Genomic DNA, 16,410 nt, shown 5'->3' on the forward strand with positions numbered 1-16,410 from the left:
AGTATCACACTAACCTAGTCTCACACTACCCTAGTCTCACACTACCCTAGTCTCACACTACCCTAGTCTCACACTACCCTAGTCTCACGCCATGAAAGCCATCGCGACGCCGATTTGCGGCCAAAGTATGCCCGTGCTATGATGGGTTTGCTAACGGCGGAACGACCCACCAGCTGAACAGGTTAACAGCGGCGATGATCCACCCCTTGCGCGAAATCATTCTCACCGGAGCGTATAATCTCTTTATCCGCTTGCGGTTGGCGCAGAGTTTTCTCTTCCGCCCGCGCGCAATCGGGGTGCGGGTGATCGTGCAGCGCGGCGACGAATTTTTGCTGGTGCGTCACCGTGGCGGGGCAAAACCGTGGGGATTGCCCGGCGGCGCGATCGATCACGGTGAAGCGCCGGCGGAAGCGGCCCGCCGCGAGGCGCTCGAAGAGAGCGGCTGCCCGGTAACGGTGACCGGTCTGCACGGGGTATTTCACTACGTGGCTCACGGACTCAGCGATTATGTGATCGTCTTTACCGCGGTGGCTGATGGCCCGCCGGTGCCGCCCCGTGGCGACATCGAAATCTGTGATGCCCAATTTTTTCACCCCGACCGTCTGCCCGCCGGGATTGACGCCGGCAGCGCGCGCCGGATCGCCGAAGTGCGGCGCGGTGAGCGCAATCTCTATCGAGCGTGGTAACGCAAAGGCGCAGAGCAGGCAAAAGCGCAGTAGAGCCGGACGACTGGCCGGCTCCGCAGAGGGCGCCAAGGTTTTTTGGGTGGGGCACAAGCGCGGTAGGTAAAAAACCATAACAAATCTCTGCGTTCTTTGCGTCCTTCGCGTCTTTGTGTTTAAAAAACTTCACGTCTTTGCGATCACTTGTGATCGAGGTTAACTATGCCCTATACACCCATTCTCGCCACCCTCGGCTATGTGCTTTCACCCGACCGCCAAGCGGTGCTGATGGTGCATCGCAATGCCCGCCCCGGCGATCAGCATCTGGGCAAATACAACGGGCTCGGCGGCAAACTCGAACGCGACGAAGAGATCGTCGCCGGGATGCAGCGCGAGCTGCGCGAAGAGGCCGGCATCACCGCGATCGAGTTAACGTTGCGCGGCACGGTGAGCTGGCCGGGTTTCGGCAAAAACGGCGAAGACTGGTTCGCGTTTATCTTCGTCATCACCCGCTTTAGCGGCACACCGCCGGCGGCCAACGTCGAAGGCACACTCGAATGGGTGCCGATTGCGCGGGTGATGGAGCTGCCGCTCTGGCCCGGCGACCGCTACTTTCTGCCGCTCGTCTTCGACAACGACCCGCGTCCGTTCCATGGCGTGATGCCTTACGCCAACGGCCAACCGGTTGATTGGCGCTATAGCCGGCTTGGGGTATAACGGGATTGGGCAGGTGGGGAAGCGGGAGATAGGGGCAATATTCCCGTCCTCCCAACCATTACCCCTTGGACAAGGGAATGCGGGGACAGGGGAGGGAGATAGGGGCAATGTTCCCGTCCTCTTTACGCCTCTAACGACAAAACGTGGCATGCGGCGAGATTTGCCAAGTTAGAGAGCGCCGGGATATACCTGACGACCTCCTCCGCGTTCCCGGCGGTCAACCAATACCGCAAACATCCCGTTCCAAGGGGATACAACCACTCACACCGTGGTATAATTGCCACTACAGCACGAACCGCCGCGCACTTGCGCATTGCATACCGGCAGAAAACCATGCTTGACATTAAACTCATCCGCGAGCAACCCGACGAAGTGAAGCGCCAACTGGCCCGCTGCGGCGTTGATGGTGCAATTATCGATCAGGTGCTGGCCTTCGACGAGCAGCGCCGCCGTTTGATCTACGAGGTTGAGACGCGCAAAGCCGAACGCAACGCAGTCTCGAAGCAGATCGGTGCCATGAAAGACGCTGCCGAGCGGCAGGCCAAGATCGAGGCGATGCGCCAGCTAGGCGATGAAATCGCGGCGCTCGATCGCCAACTGGCCGAGGTCGAAGAGCAACAACGGGCCGCGATGCTTGAGATCCGCAATCTGCCGCACCCTGATGTGCCCGATGGGGTTGATGAAAACGATAACGTGGTCATCTATCAAGAGGGTGAAGCGCGGCAGTTGCCCTTCCCCGCCCGCCCGCACTGGGAACTGGGTGAAGCGCTAGGCCTGCTCGACTTCGAGCGCGGCGTCAAGCTGGCCGGTTCGCGCTTTTATATCATGCGCGGCGCCGGTGCGCGCCTACAACGGGCCGTCATCCAGTGGCTGCTCGATCTCCACCTGCAACAAGGCTACCAAGAGGTCTACACGCCGTTTGTGGTCAAAGAATCGGTGTTGTGGGCTTCCGGCCAATTGCCCAAATTCCGCGACAACCTCTACCGCGATGAAGAGTCGGGCTTGTGGCTGGTGCCGACGGCAGAAGTACCAATTACCAGCCTCTACGCCGACGAGATTCTCGAAGCGAGCCAGTTGCCGATCTATCACGCCGCCTACACCCCCTGTTTCCGCAAGGAACAGCTCAGCGCCGGGCGTGATGTGCGCGGTATCAAGCGCGGCCACCAGTTCGATAAGGTCGAGATGTACATGTTCGTCAAGCCCGAAGAGAGCTATCAGGCGCTGGAAAAGCTGCGCCGCGACGCCGAAGAGTGCGCGCGCCTGTTGGGCTTGCCGTTCCGCACCAAACTGCTCTGCACCGCCGATCTCGGCTTCGGTTCGACCAAAACCTACGACATCGAGGTATGGGCGCCGGGAGTGGGTGAATGGCTGGAGGTCAGCTCGTGCTCGAACGTCGAGGCGTTTCAAGCCCGCCGCGCCAACCTACGCTACCGACCCGAACCGGGAGCAAAGCCAGAGTTCCTCCACACGCTGAACGGATCGGGCCTCGGCTTGCCGCGCACCATTATCGCGATTATGGAAAATTACCAGCAGGAAGACGGCAGTATTGTGATCCCCGAAGTGCTACGCCCATACATGGGAGGCATGGAGCGGATCGGAACGTAAGGATGACCGTAAGACCCTATGCCAGTCGTTATTAACCTTACTAGTGCCATGCATGGCGGCACCAACCCGAGTTGCGGCACCGGCGACCACAGCAGTTGCGGGCCGGATTGCGGCTGTGGTTGCCCCTACACCGGCATGGTCGAGCGCGGCAAGGTGGAACCGGTGACGCTGATCGAACAGCGCTACCCCAACCAATGGCTCGCGCTCGTCATCCCTCCCGGCGAAGACGAAGAGCGACCTGAACAGGCCATGCTCGTCGCCTATAGCAGCGACCCCGACGAGGTATGGGATGCGGTGAGCCGGATCACCTTCAATCAGGTGGTGCATGTCTACTACAACGGCTCGCTGGATGGTTTTCTAGGGCAGTTTCTCTAAACGCGGCTTTCTCATTCTGTCATTGCGAGAAGGCGTGCTCTACCTGTCATTGCGAGGGGGCGCAGCCCCCGAAGCAATCTCCCGCTTCAGCGAGACGAATGTCTGAGCAGCCATCTTCCGCGCTCGCGGGGATTGGCTTCGCCTCGCTCCGCTCGGCTCGCAACGACATTAGGAAAGCGGCGACACGCTATGACCATCGGGGAACAACACCTGACCGAGTTTTACCCGTATCATGATGAGAGACGACCCTATGCTCACCGTTGCCGACTACCTTGCCCAACCTGCCGTACCACCCGACGCGCGCCTCGCTTACGGCAGCCATCCCGACCAATTCGGCGATCTCTATCTGCCTAACTCACCGCACCCGGCGCCGGTTATTGTGCTGATCCACGGCGGCTGCTGGCAAGCCGCCTACGATCTTGCGCCGCTCGGCGAGTGCTGCGCCGCGTTGCGCGCCGCTGGCTACGCCGTGTGGAGTCTTGAGTACCGCCGGTTGGGCAATGGCGGCGGCTGGCCGCAAACGTTTCACGATGTCGCCATCGGGGTTGACCATCTGCGAGTGTTAGCCGGCACGTACCCCCTGAACCTCGCGCGGGTGATTGCGGTTGGTCATTCCGCCGGCGGCCATCTTGCCCTCTGGCTGGCGGCACGACCCACGCTGCCGGCTTCCAGCCCCCTCGCCACTGCCAATCCACTTCCGATCCACGGCGTAGTTGCGCTGGCCGCCGTCGCCAATCTCGCCCAAGGCGTAACCGCCACCGCCTGCGGCACGGCCTGCGCCGAACTGGTCGATCACGATCCGCGCCGCTACGCCGAAGCCTCGCCGCACATGCGCTTGCCGCTCGGCGTTCCCCACTCTCACCTCGTGGGGAGTGACGACATGATCGTACCGGCGGCCTACGTCACCTCCTTCGTAGCCGCGGCCCGGCAAGCTGGCGACCCTGCCCATCTGACCATCCTGCCGCAATGCGGCCACTTCGAGCTGACCACGCCGCATAGCGCGGCATGGCCGGCAGTGATGACGGCGATAAGGGGGATGGGGTGAGGGGGAAGATTGAACAGACGCCGCACATCTACGTACAATGACATTCCATAGCCAAGATAAACGTTGCTTGTGCATCGCATCTGCCGGCATAGGGAGGGAAGGAATGCCGCCGTATGCCCATCAGACAACCGATCTCACCCTTACTACGCTTACGCCGCTTTGGACTGGCGGAATAGACGGCGTAACCGACCGTATCCACGAAACCGGATTGATCGGCAGTCTCCGCTAGTGGGAAGAGGCCATTATGCACGGCTTCGGCGGCTGGGCATGCGATCCAAGCCAGCCTCTATGCAGTGTCGAGCAAGGACTATGCGCTGCGTGCCAGATCTTCGGCGCGACCGGCTGGCGACGGCGATTCCGGTTGCTCGTGGCGAGCGACCAAACCACGCCGGCTTGGCAAGGCAACCAAGTACTCAACATTCGCCCGCTGGGAACGCGACCGATTTTTCCGCGAACGGAAATAATTCCCAATCATTGTCGAGATGCACGGCCGTGCGCCTCTACAACATACGCCCCCTGATCACAAACCCATCATTTTAATCCCGCCCGCTGGGAATGCGACCGGTTTTTCCGCGAACGGACGCAATATCAACCGTTTTACAACAATTTTGTGATATCCATCCTGTCCTAAAACGCGCTATAGTATGTATAGCAACGAACACGTTACTCTTTTGGCGCTTCCATCATCCATCGCCTATGTCCCGCCGTCCACGCCCGCCATTACCTCGTTTTCGCCGCCCCGCACCGCCGCCACCGCCGCCGCGCCGTCGCCTATCGGCGCTGTGGCGCTGGCTGAACCGGCTGGTATTTAGTGTACTCGTGTTGATCGTGTTTGCAGTTGCTGGGGTGATCGCGCTCTACCTCTACTATGGCCGCGATCTGCCGCCGCCTGAGTTGATCGACCAGCACCGCAGCTTCGAGAATACGCGCATCTATGCCCGCGACGGCAGCACCCTGCTCTACGAGGTGATTGGCCCCGGTGTGCGCGTACCGGTGGCGCTTGACCGCATTCCCCAAATCTTACGCGATGCGACGGTGGCGGTTGAAGATGCGAATTTCTATACTAACCCCGGCGTTGATTTGCCTAGCGTTGCCCGCGCGTTTTGGCAGAATGTCACCGCTGGTCAGACCGTTTCCGGCGCGAGTACGATTACCATGCAGTTGGTGCGGACCATTTTGCTCACTCCCGAAGAGGCGCAGCAGCAGTCGATCGAGCGTAAGATTCGCGAGGCGATTTTAGCGATTCGGGTTGGGCAGGAGTATAGCAAAGATCAGATTTTGTCCCTCTACCTCAACGAGGTCTACTACGGCGCGCAGGCGTATGGCGTGGAAGCGGCGGCACAGCGGTATTTCGGCAAGCATGTCTGGCAACTGACCCGCGGCGAGGCGACGTTGTTGGCCGGCTTGCCCCAATCGCCCTCTAACTACAATCCGTTCGAGAATTTGCCGCTGGCCCGCGCCCGCCAACGCATCGTACTCAATCAGATGGTGGCAGCCGGTTTTATCAGCGCCGCCGAAGCCGATTCGATCTTCGCTGAGCCGATCCGGTTGGTGCCGCCGGCGACGACCATTCAAGCGCCGCATTTTACCTTTTATGTCTATGACTTGTTGGTGCAGCGATTCGGCGAGGAGATGGTCAATCGGGGCGGGTTGCGGGTGATTACCACCCTCGACCCATACTGGCAGGCCCAAGCCGAGGAGGTGGCGCGCGCCAAGATCGCCGAGCTGCGCGCGCGCGATGCCAGCAACGCCGGCGTGGTGATGCTGTCGCCCGATGGCCGGATTCTGGCGATGGTGGGCAGTGTTGATTACAACGCCCCTGATGGTCAGGTCAACGTGACAATAGCGCCTCGCCAACCCGGTTCGGCGCTGAAGCCGTTTGTCTACGCTGCGGCATTACAGCGTGGATGGACGCCGGCGACAATGTTGTGGGATGTGCCATCAATCTGGCAGGTGAATGGCACGACCTACCAGCCGCGCAATTACGATGGCCGCTTTCGCGGGCCAGTGCGGTTGCGCTTGGCGCTGGCCAATTCACTCAACATTCCGGCGGTGAGGGCGCTGGAGTTTGTTGGGGTTGAGAACTTTGTCAATCTGATGAGCGAGTTTGGCATTACGACGTTTACCGACCCCAACCGCTATGGTTTGGCGATGGCGTTGGGCAGCAACGAGGTGCGCCTGCTCGAATTGACCGGTGCGTATGCCGGCTTGCGCGCCGGCGGCAGGCAGGTGCGTCCGGTGGCGATCTTGCGCGTCACCAATAGTCGCGGTGAGATGATTGAATCGTGGCAGCCCCAGCCCGGCAAGCCGTTGCTCGGCCCGCAGAGCGAGCAGGTTGCCTTTCTCATTACCGACATCCTCAGCGACAATGCTGCTCGCTGGCTGGTGTTCGGACGGAATAACGTGATGGAGTTGCCCAACATTCCGGCCGCGGTCAAAACTGGTACCAGCAACGATTACCGCGATTCGTGGGCGATTGGCTATACCGATGCGGTGGTCATCGGCGTCTGGGTTGGCAATAACGATAGCCGGCCAATGGCCGAGGTCGCCGGGGCAAATGGGGCCGGCTTGATCTGGCGCGAGTTGATGCTGCGCTACCACGCCAACCACCCGGCCCAGCCGTTTACCCCGCCCCAAGAGATCGTTGAGCTGCCGGTTTGCGCTGAAACGGGTGGGCCGCCGGCTCCGGAGTGCTCGCAGGTCATTAGCGAACGATTTATGACCGGTACTGAACCGGTGAGCGCGATTACATACCAAACGTATCGCGTTGGTGGCGATGGTTCGTGTCTGGCCACGCCCTATACGCCGCCGGAAGAGGTGCGGACAGTAAGCTTCCCAGTTTACCCGACCGAGGTGGCTGAATGGGCGAAACGCAATGGCCGCACCGTGCCTACCGAATACTGCCCGCCGCCGCGTGAGCCGGATCGCGCGATCACCCTGCTCGATCTCACCGAGAGCAGTGTGGTAACGAACACGCTGCTCTTCGTTAAGGGCACCGCGCGCGGCCCATTCATTCTCGACATCGGCCAAGGCACCGACCCGACCGACTGGCAGGTGCTCGGCAATAGCAGCCAGCCGGTCGAGAATGGCTTACTGGGGATGTGGAACGCCAGCGGCTGGCCGGCAGGCGATTATACAATCCGCCTGCGTGTGACCATGACCGACGGCGGCGTGATCGAAGAGCGGCGCCGGATTCGCTATGCGCCGTGACTAGCGATCAGCGCCTGTTGCCATGCCGCTTCGACCTGCGCCCGCGTCTGCGCTTGCGAACCGCTGTTGTCGATGATCACGTGCGCCCGGCTAAACCGGCTCTCTTGCGGCGGCTGGACCGCTACGCGGGCTTGGGCTTCGGCCAGCGACATGCCCCGTGTCGTCATCAGCCGCTCAATCTGTTGTTCAGGCGGGCATGTCACTACCCACACCTGATCACACTCATCAGCCCAACCCGACTCGATCAGCTTGATCGCGTCAATCACCACAATCGGGCGTTCGACCGGTCGCAGGCGCGTGACATACTTGCCCGCCCCGGCCACTTCGTCGAGAAACCGACGGATTTCAGCCCGCACTGCCGGATGGACGATCGCTTCCAACCGCTTGAGTGCCTCTGGATCGTTGAAGACAATCGCACCGAGTTTGCGTCGGTCGATTGGGCCGCCGGAGGTGGACGCGATCTGCGGGCCGAAGGTGTTGACAATCGCCTGATAGACCAGCGTGCCCGGTTGTTGCAGCCGGTGGGTTACCCGGTCAGCGTCAATCGTACGCGCACCCAGTGCCGCCAACATCGCCAGCACCGTGCTCTTGCCACAGGCAATACCGCCGGTCAGCCCGATCAAGTAGATGCCGGGATGTTTCATGCCGCCAGCTCCACATACTCTTGCAACACCAGCGCCTCATCGGAAATGCCGGCCAATTCGAGCAATTCGCTGATCAACTCGGCGCGCCGCTCAGCATCGCGCCGGCTCCACGTCCGGCTCTTGATTTCGAGGAAGGGGCCGGGGTCGGGCTGGCCGGCCAGCGTGTCGAGGTTGATCGCGAAGTCGTGGTCTTCATAGAGAATGCGCCAGCGCCGCCGCCGCTTCTCAATCTCTTCGACCCGGTCGGGCTGGAAGTATTCGCGGTAGAAGCGCACGGTGTGGTCGGCGGGAGCAGTATAGCGCGCCCGCGAGAGCATCATCGCCTTGGGATGATCGACCCGCCGCGCTTCGGCCATCAGTGTGAGCGTGTACTTGGGTTGCGGGCGCGCCCCCGGATCGGTGCGGTGATCTTCGCGGATGCGGATCCGTTCACCGTTGGCGAAGATAAAGTAGGTATCGTACTGGGTACGCTCACTGGTCTTGGTAATCGTGATCGCCGGGTTGCGCAAGAGCGCCAGCACCCGCTCGACATCAGCCGGTTGCAGGCGGGCCTTGACTTGAATCTCGAAGATCTCGGCCTGTTGCACGCCTCCTAATGCCAGAATCTTGGCCAGTAGATTGCGCTCGCGGGTAACGAGAAACTCGTTGATGCGGGCGGCAATCGCCTGTGCGCGGGCAATGATCGCCGCTTCATCGAGCGTCTGCAAGTGGCGATCGCGCAGCAGCAGCTTGCCGTCAACCAGCACATCGCGCACATCGGCGGCCCGGCTGCTGTAGACAAGGTGCGAATAGATCGCGTCGGCAGCGTAGGTGTAGCGCGGCGCGCTGTGCAACCGGTGCAATTCGACCACGGCAATATCGGCCCGTTTGCCCACTACCAGCGAGCCGATCAGGTGATCGAGATGGACAGCGCGCGCGCCCCAGCAGGTCGCCAGCGCAAAGGCTTCGCGGGCCGGCACCGCCGTCGGATCGCCGCTCAACCCTTTCGGCAGCAGCGCCGCCAACTGAATCTCGGTAAACATATCTTGATCGTCGTTGCTGGCCGGGCCATCGGTGCCCAACCCTACTCGCACCCCAGTCTCGATCATGCGACGGAAGGGCGCCACCCCGCTGGCCAGCTTGAGATTGCTGGTCGGGCAGGGCACCGCGCCGGCGCGGGCTTCGCGCAAAAGCCGCATGTCGTCTTCGGTGGCATGAACGCAGTGAGCGGCGATGCAAGGCACATCGAACGCGCCGACCCGCTTGGCATAGCGGATCGGCGTCACGTCGCGGTCGCGAATGCTCTCCTCTACTTCCCGCGCCGTCTCAGACAAGTGGGTGATCAGCGGTGCGCCAAACTCAGCGCAGAGCGCTGAGGCTTGGCGATAGATGTCATCGGTGCAGGTGTACGGCGCGTGGGGCGCCACCGTGGCGATAATCCGTGGGTGGCCGCGCCACTCGGCCATAAACCGGCGCGCCCGCTCGATCCCGGCATCGAACGAATCGGCATCAGGCGTCGGCAATCGCATCACCGTCTGCCCGCAAATCGCCCGCATCCCGGCCTCATCGGCGGCGCGGGCAACTTCTTCCTCGAAATAGTACATATCGACGAAGGTCGTCGTGCCGCCGCGAATCATCTCGGCACAACTGAGCAGCGTGCCGGTATAGCTGAAATCGGGATCGACGAACTGGCTTTCCACTGGAAACATATAGCCAAACAACCAGACATCAAGCTGCTGGTCGGCCACCAACCCGCGCAAAAGACTCATCGGCACGTGAGCGTGACCGTTGATCAGGCCGGGAATAATCGCGCAATCCCGGCAATCGATCGTCTCTGCGGCAGTATACTGGGCAGCCAGCTCGGCGCTCGGCCCCACCGCCACGATCACCCCATCGCGAATCGCGACGGCGCCGTCGGCAAAGATCCGCCACTCCTCATCCATCGTCACGACGGTGCCGCCAGTGAGCAGGGTGTCAACATGCTCCATGCAAACCTCCTTAACCCATTCGCTATCTTCTGGGTATTGTACGGGAAAGCGGCCAAACATGCGATCCGCCGGAATGCTGACTGAGCGGTAGGAAGACGGGGCGAGCGCAGAGAGGTGTGATAGTGTACGCCACGCACGTCTTTGTGTCATTGCGAGGGTGCGTAGGCACACAGCGATGCGGTGTGTCTAGCGCCCGAAGCAATGACAGATGGGTTGGCGAGGATCGACCTCTCTAACGATAGAATATGGAGCAAACCCAAGGTGTCAATAAGCTATCCCCACACCTCCCCCAACTTCGGTTAAAATACACGTGACCAACACCCACCAGCGCGACGCATGCGTCGCTTTCTACCTTATGCACTCAGACACCCTTACCGCTGAAACGCTCAACCCTCCTCCTTCACGCTCGCAACTCGAAAAGCGGGTGCTGCGGCTGGCATGGCCGGTGATCGGCGAAAACTTGCTGCAAACCATGCTCGGTGTGGTTGACACCATCCTCGTCGCGTCGCTTGGCGCGGTAGCGCTGGCCGGCATCGGCGCCGCTTTGCAGGTCATCTTCGTCACCACCGCCGCCCTTAGCGCGTTATCAGTCGGGGTGGCCGTGCTGGTTGCCCAAGCCTATGGCGGCGGGAAGCTCGCCGATGCTAGCGCGGTGGCCCACCAAGGGTTGCTCTGGAGCATCTTGATCGGCCTACCGCTCACCGCCATCGGATTGCCGCTCACCCCCGCTTTGATCGGCCTGTTCGGGCTAGCGCCCGATGTGAGCCAAGTCGGGATCGATTATCTGGCAGTGACGATGAGCACCATCACCACCCTGACTATGATGTATCTGATCGGCGGCGTCTTGCGCGGGGTGGGTGATTCGCGCACGCCGATGCTCGTCACCGCCTTTGCCAATGTGGTCAATGTGATAGCCAGCGCGGCACTGATCTTCGGCTGGCTCGGCCTGCCGGCGCTCGGCGCGGTGGGCAGTGCGTGGGGGTCGGTGATTGCCCGCTTGATCGGTGCAGCCATACTGGTAGGAGTGCTCTGGTACGGGCGCAACGGCGTGCGCGCCGGCGGCGGCATGTGGTGGCCGCGGATCGGCGTCTTGCGCGATGTGTTGCGGATCGGGATGCCGGCGGCGATCGAAGAGGTGTTGGTGATCGGCGCGATCGCTTCGCTGACGCCGGTGGTAGCGATGCTGGGCACGGTGCCGTTGGCCGCCCACCGGGTCGCCATCAATGTCCTCTCGCTCTCATTTTTGCCCGGCATCGGCTTTGGGCTAGCGGCGACCGCGCTGGTCGGCCAAGCTATCGGCGCGCAGCGTCCTGCTGAAGCCAATGCGGTGGCGATGATCGCGTTGCGCTGGACGATCATCTGGATGGGCGGCCTCGGGGTATTGTTCCTCATCTTTGCCGAAGGGCTGGTCAGTATCTTCAACCGCGATCCGCAGTTGGTCGCCGACGGCGCGGCGGCGGTGCGCGTGGTCGCTCTCACCCAACCGGCATGGGCCTTGACCTTTGCCATCGGCGGCGCGCTGCGCGGGTTGGGTGATACTCTCTCGCCGCTCGCCATTAGCGGCACTGCGATCTGGTTCTGCGTCGCGCTAGCGCTGGTAATTGTGACGTGGTGGGCGCCGGCGTTGTGGGGCGTGTGGCTCGCCTTCCTGATCGTTGGCCCATTTGAAGCGGCTATGTTCTGGCGGGTGTGGCGCCGGAAGATCACAATTCTCACCCGCTAAACGCACTCCTCTCCATATAGCCGCACTACCGTGCGGCACTACTTGCCACGGAACCATTTTCCCAGCATCGCCGTCTCTCTACTGAGACGTAAAACAAATGCCTAAGGAGATACTACTATGGAAAACCGCCTTCTCACTACCATTCTCGCCTTTACTGCCTTGATCGCCGTATTGGCCTTAGCTGCGGTCGGGCTGCTCCGCCCAACCCAAACCGCTACAGCCCAACCCGGCGTGAGCAATATGCCGCAGATTGTGGTCATCGGCACCGGCGAAGTGAAGGTGGAACCGGACATCGCCATTATCACGATCGGCGTCGAGACCAAAGCGCCGACCACCCAAGAGGCGCTAGCCCAGAATAGCGCGCAGGCGCAGGCGATCATCGAGCGCATCCGCCAGTTGGGCATCGAGGCGAAGGACATTCAGACCACCGGCATTAACATCTATCCGTTCTACGATGAGCAAGGCCAGAACATTATCGGCTACACCGTCAGCAATATGGTCAACGTTACCATTCGCAATATCGCACAGGCCGGTGATCTGATCGATCAGGTGGTGCAGGTGGGCGCGAACCGGCTGTACGGCGTGAGCTTCGGCGTGAGCGACACGGAAGCAGTGATGGCGCAGGCGCGCGAGACGGCGGTCACCAATGCGCGGGCGCGGGCCGAGCAGATGGCGCGCGCGAGCGGCGCGTCGCTGGGCCGGGTGCTGTTCATCACCGAGAACTTTGGCGCTAGCCCCATCCCGGTGCCGATGATGGCCGATGCCTACGGCGCACCCGCCTCCCGCTCGGCGCCGCCGGTGCAACCCGGCCAGCAAACCTATAGCGCCACCGTCCAAATCACCTTCGAGTTGCGGTAAACGGTCTCACATGGGTGGGCACAGCGCGCTGTGCCCCTCTCCCGTCGCCATTCTGGTATAATACCTCTAGCCCAACCAGCAGCGCGGCGTTGTTGCCCCTCCCGCCTCGACGCGGATGGCGCAACCCGCGCTGTTGCTATCTCTTCAGTGCCAGAACTCGCGAGCACCGTATGCCGTTCCGGATCGAAGCGCCGTATCAGCCAACTGGCGATCAACCACAAGCCATCGAGAAATTGGTGGCCGGTTTGCGCGCCGGCTACCGCCATCAGACCTTGCTCGGCGCCACCGGCACTGGCAAGACCTTCGTGATGGCCCATATCTTTGCCCAAACCCAACGCCCTACCCTCGTCCTCGCTCACAACAAGACCCTTGTCTCGCAGTTGTGGGCCGAGTTCCGCGAGTTTTTGCCCGAGGCGGCGATCGAGATGTTTATCTCGTATTACGATGAGTATACGCCGGAAGCCTACGTGCCCTCGAAAGACCTCTATATCGAGAAAGAGGCCAGCATTAACGAGGAGATCGACCGGCTGCGCCATGCCGCGACGCAGGCCCTCTTCACCCGCCGCGATGTGCTGATTGTGGCGTCGGTCTCGGCGATTTACGGCCTTGGTTCGCCGCACGATTACGGCCAAGAGAAGATTTTGCTCGGCGTTGGCGAGGTGCGCAATCGCGATAAGCTGTTGCGTCAGTTGATCGACCTCCAGTTCGAGCGCAAGGATATGGATTTCCAACGCGGTACGTTCCGCGTCCGTGGCGATACGCTCGATATTATTCCCGCCAACGCCGAAACCGCTATCCGGGTTGAGTTTTGGGGCGATGAGATTGAGCGGATTGTCGAGCTTGACCCGCTCACCGGCGAGGTGTTGCTCAAACATACCGCGGTCGAGATCTATCCCGCCAAGCACTTCGTTACCACTAAAGAGAAGTTGCAGCAGGCGATCATCGCGATTCAAGACGAGCTGAACGAGCGGGTGCGCGAATTGGAAGCCGCTGGCAAGCTGCTTGAGGCGCAGCGGCTGAAGCAACGCACGCTCTACGACCTCGAAATGTTGAACGAGGTTGGCTATTGCAGCGGGATCGAGAACTATTCGCGCCATCTCGACGGGCGCACCGCCGGCCAGACGCCGTGGACACTGCTTGACTATTTTCCCGACGATTTGCTGATCTTTATTGACGAGAGCCACATTACCATTCCGCAGTTGCGCGGTATGTACAACGGCGACCGCCAGCGCAAGCAGACGCTGGTGGACTACGGCTTTCGCTTGCCGTCGGCCCTCGATAACCGTCCGCTCAAGTTTGAAGAGTTTGAGCAGCACGTCTATCAGGTTATCTACGTCTCGGCCACCCCCGGCCCTTACGAGCGGGAAAAGAGCGAGCAGATCGTCGAGCAGATCATCCGTCCCACCGGCCTGCTCGATCCCGAAATCGAGGTGCGCCCGACCAGAGGCCAGATCGACGACCTGCTCGGCGAAATCCGGCGCCGGGTCGAGCGCAAGCAGCGCGTGCTGGTCACAACCTTGACCAAGCGCATGGCTGAGGACTTGGCCGACTATCTGAAAGAGATGGGGGTGCGCACGATGTACCTCCACGCCGACATCGACACGATCGAGCGAGTGGAGATTCTGCGCGATCTGCGTCTCGGCGTGTACGATGTGGTGGTGGGGATTAATCTGCTGCGCGAAGGGCTTGACTTGCCTGAAGTCAGTCTAGTCGCGATCCTCGATGCCGACAAAGAGGGCTATCTGCGCTCAGAAACATCGCTCATCCAGATCATCGGGCGGGCGGCGCGCCACATCGAAGGCAAGGTGATTATGTACGCCGACACCATCACCCGCTCGATGGAGGCTGCCATCCGCGAGACGCAGCGCCGCCGCGACATTCAGATGGCTCACAACTTGCACCACGGCATTACGCCGCAGGGTATCGCCAAAGGCGTGCGCGACCTCACCGACCGTATCCGCAAGATGGCCGAAGAGCGCGGTGAGTATGTGACTACCCCCGCCACGGCGATGCCGGTGAGCCTGCCGCGTGATGAGGTGCTGAAACTGATCAAAGACCTTGAGAAGCAGATGAAGCAGGCCGCCAAGGAGCTGGCCTTTGAGAAAGCGGCAGCGCTGCGCGACCAGATTATCGAACTGCGCCAGACCTTAGCGTTACGCGAGGTAGAGCACAAGAGCTGAGGCGAAACGGTTGTTGGCAAAGCAAGCATAACATACGCTCCACCACTCCCAAACGGTGGGAGCGATGATTGCCACGCAACGAGCGAGTAACTCATGGCCGTTCAAGTCTGGATTGGCGAGAAGCCGGAACATCCCCAAGAGCGCCGCGCCATTCTGGCGCTGGCCCAAACCCTCGAAAAACTTGAGGGCTTGTTCCTGATTCTCTCCAATTTCAGCGTCGGCGGGCGCAGCATCGATCTGGTCATCATCAAACACGACGCGATTGTCATCATCGAGCTGAAACACTGTGATGGCCGCGTCATCGGCAGCGTCAACGGGCCGTGGATTGTGGAAGGCCGTAACGGCGAACAGAAACGGCTCAACCCCGGTCGCAAAAACCCCTACAATCAGGTCATTTCCTATTTTCACGCGCTGACCAACTTCCTCAACGAACACCGGCGCGAATTCCTCTCTGAGCAGAAGGCCAACACGATCGACTTTCGCACCTGTAAGCGGCTAATCGTGATCGCGCCGCGCATCGAAGAAGGATCGCAGCTCGATTTGGACTGGAAAGTGGAGGTGCGCGGGCTTGACGAGTTGTCGGCGTACATGATTACCGAACGCTCGTCAGAGATCGAGCTGACCGAAGAAGAGATGATCGCCATCCCCAAGCTGCTCCATTGTACGCCGTGGACAGAGTTGAACGAGGTGGTGCAGGAGGAGAAGCCAGCCGAAGCTCCCCCGCCACCACCGCCGCTGCCGTGGCGCGAACGGATCTGGCGCGCTCTACAGACCGGCCGGCTGGCGGCAGCCTTCGCCGCAATCGCACTGATCTTGCTGCTCTTCCTCGTCTTCCGCCCGCCGACGCCCATCCCGCGCGCTGATGCGCCGCTTGCCGTCCTCTCAGCCGGCACTCCCGCCAACAGTTCGATCATCGGCTTCAACGCGATCATCAGCCAATGCCGGTGGAATGGTTATCAACTCGTCGGCAAACGGTGGGATGCGCACAGCCAAACGTGGCAGAATGTGGCCGCTGGCGAAGCAACCACCGGCGCTTCGCCCGACATCATCGTGGCGCTCGAACAGATCGACGCCTGCGGCAACCGAATCGAGCTGACGTGGAGCGTGCAAAACAACACGGCCCGCCCGGTCAGTTTGCCGTTGCGCCACGATAACATCAAGATCAGCGACGGGCTCGGCAACGACTATCCCATCGCCAACGACGACTCACGTCCGGGTACTATCACCGCCCCACCCGGCAGCCGGCAGCGGGGCGTGGCCGTCGTGCGTCGCCAACTCGCCGCTAACGCCAGTACCCTGCGCATTACCTTGCTTGAACAGCCGTTTGGCGAAGCGAGTTTTATCGTCGCGTTGCAGCCGTAGCAGGTCGATACCGGTATACCAACCGTTGTCATTGCTTCGCCGCGTGGGGCAGAGCGCTGCTC

The 16,410-nt window shown here is 61.2% G+C and carries 13 protein-coding genes; 11 read left to right on the plus strand and 2 right to left on the minus strand.

The features are described 5' to 3' along the window. Positions 1–206 precede the first annotated feature (206 nt). The 7 genes from U9R61_RS12540 to U9R61_RS12570 all read left to right on the plus strand — a co-directional run bounded on the left by U9R61_RS12540 (position 207) and on the right by U9R61_RS12570 (position 7,614). Positions 207–686, plus strand: coding sequence for an NUDIX domain-containing protein (locus U9R61_RS12540; protein WP_322489157.1), 480 nt, complete (start codon positions 207–209; stop codon positions 684–686). Between the two features lie 198 nt (positions 687–884). Beyond that, positions 885–1,379 carry an 8-oxo-dGTP diphosphatase gene (locus tag U9R61_RS12545; RefSeq protein ID WP_322489158.1) on the plus strand — a complete coding sequence of 165 codons (495 nt, stop codon included), beginning with the start codon at positions 885–887 and terminating at the stop codon, positions 1,377–1,379. Positions 1,380–1,712: 333 nt separating this feature from the next. Then, entirely contained in the window at positions 1,713–2,984 is a 1,272-nt protein-coding gene (serS, locus tag U9R61_RS12550; protein WP_322489159.1) for a serine--tRNA ligase, read from the plus strand. Positions 2,985–3,002: 18 nt separating this feature from the next. Then, a complete protein-coding gene (locus U9R61_RS12555; RefSeq protein ID WP_322489160.1) occupies positions 3,003–3,359 on the plus strand; it encodes a hypothetical protein in 357 nt (118 codons plus the stop codon). Positions 3,360–3,609: 250 nt separating this feature from the next. After that, positions 3,610–4,404: an alpha/beta hydrolase gene (locus U9R61_RS12560; RefSeq protein ID WP_322489161.1), complete on the plus strand. Its 795-nt coding sequence runs from the start codon at positions 3,610–3,612 to the stop codon at positions 4,402–4,404. A gap of 103 nt (positions 4,405–4,507) precedes the next feature. Continuing rightward, a complete protein-coding gene (locus U9R61_RS12565; RefSeq protein ID WP_322489162.1) occupies positions 4,508–4,633 on the plus strand; it encodes a hypothetical protein in 126 nt (41 codons plus the stop codon). A 467-nt stretch (positions 4,634–5,100) separates the two neighbouring features. Then, positions 5,101–7,614: a PBP1A family penicillin-binding protein gene (locus tag U9R61_RS12570; RefSeq protein ID WP_322489163.1), complete on the plus strand. Its 2,514-nt coding sequence runs from the start codon at positions 5,101–5,103 to the stop codon at positions 7,612–7,614. Here U9R61_RS12570 and coaE read toward each other — a convergent pair. Continuing rightward, entirely contained in the window at positions 7,602–8,258 is a 657-nt protein-coding gene (coaE, locus tag U9R61_RS12575) for a dephospho-CoA kinase (protein WP_322489164.1), read from the minus strand. The two genes, U9R61_RS12570 and coaE, sit on opposite strands and share 13 nt — an antisense overlap. Continuing rightward, positions 8,255–10,225, minus strand: a complete 1,971-nt coding sequence (locus U9R61_RS12580; RefSeq protein WP_322489165.1) for an amidohydrolase family protein — start codon at positions 10,223–10,225, stop codon at positions 8,255–8,257. Before U9R61_RS12580 ends, coaE begins: the two co-directional genes overlap by 4 nt. A 310-nt stretch (positions 10,226–10,535) precedes the next feature. Between U9R61_RS12580 and U9R61_RS12585 the strand changes: the two genes are divergently transcribed. The 4 genes from U9R61_RS12585 (at position 10,536) to U9R61_RS12600 (ending at position 16,348) form a co-directional block, all read left to right on the plus strand. Beyond that, positions 10,536–11,948 carry an MATE family efflux transporter gene (locus U9R61_RS12585; RefSeq protein ID WP_322489166.1) on the plus strand — a complete coding sequence of 471 codons (1,413 nt, stop codon included), beginning with the start codon at positions 10,536–10,538 and terminating at the stop codon, positions 11,946–11,948. A 117-nt stretch (positions 11,949–12,065) separates the two neighbouring features. Continuing rightward, positions 12,066–12,806: an SIMPL domain-containing protein gene (locus tag U9R61_RS12590; RefSeq protein ID WP_322489167.1), complete on the plus strand. Its 741-nt coding sequence runs from the start codon at positions 12,066–12,068 to the stop codon at positions 12,804–12,806. Between the two features lie 170 nt (positions 12,807–12,976). Next, complete coding sequence (uvrB, locus tag U9R61_RS12595) at positions 12,977–14,986, plus strand: excinuclease ABC subunit UvrB (RefSeq protein WP_322489168.1); 2,010 nt, start codon at positions 12,977–12,979, stop codon at positions 14,984–14,986. A gap of 93 nt (positions 14,987–15,079) precedes the next feature. Next, a complete protein-coding gene (locus U9R61_RS12600; protein WP_322489169.1) occupies positions 15,080–16,348 on the plus strand; it encodes a nuclease-related domain-containing protein in 1,269 nt (422 codons plus the stop codon). Positions 16,349–16,410 lie beyond the last annotated feature (62 nt).

Source organism: Chloroflexus sp. (genome assembly GCF_034431535.1).
In the GTDB taxonomy this organism is placed as follows: Bacteria; Chloroflexota; Chloroflexia; order Chloroflexales; family Chloroflexaceae; genus Chloroflexus.